The organism is Ruegeria sp. CF4, assembly GCF_056537345.1.
Genome location: NZ_JBQFRJ010000028.1, coordinates 1 through 659 on the forward strand (window position 1 = coordinate 1; position 659 = coordinate 659).

The 659-nt window shown below is 56.9% G+C and carries 1 protein-coding gene; it reads left to right on the plus strand.

What is annotated here, in order from left to right:
* The coding region (locus ACR0NF_RS21735) for a GTP-binding protein (RefSeq protein ID WP_480778948.1) at positions 1-659 on the plus strand (659 nt) is incomplete at both ends.

Below are 659 nucleotides of genomic sequence, written 5' to 3' on the forward strand. Positions count from 1 at the left end.
ATGGCAAAGGAAAAGTTTGAGCGTACAAAACCGCACGTCAACATCGGCACGATTGGCCACGTTGACCACGGCAAGACGACGCTGACCGCAGCAATCACCAAGTATTTCGGTGACTTCAAAGCGTATGACCAGATTGACGGCGCGCCTGAAGAGAAAGCACGTGGCATCACCATCTCGACCGCCCACGTGGAATACGAGACCGACAACCGCCACTACGCGCATGTCGACTGCCCCGGCCACGCTGACTACGTCAAGAACATGATCACCGGTGCTGCCCAGATGGACGGCGCGATCCTGGTTGTGAACGCAGCTGACGGCCCGATGCCGCAGACCCGCGAGCACATCCTGCTGGGCCGCCAGGTTGGCATCCCGAAGATGGTCGTGTTCATGAACAAAGTTGACCAGGTTGACGACGAAGAGCTGCTGGAACTGGTTGAGATGGAAGTTCGCGAACTGCTGTCCAGCTACGACTACCCCGGTGATGATGTTCCGATTATCGCAGGTTCGGCTCTGGCCGCGATGGAAGGCAACAACGCTGAAATCGGTGAAGAGAAGATCAAGGAACTGATGGCGGCTGTTGATGACTACATCGACACCCCTGAGCGTGAAGTCGACAAGCCGTTCCTGATGCCGGTTGAAGACGTGTTCTCGATCTCGGG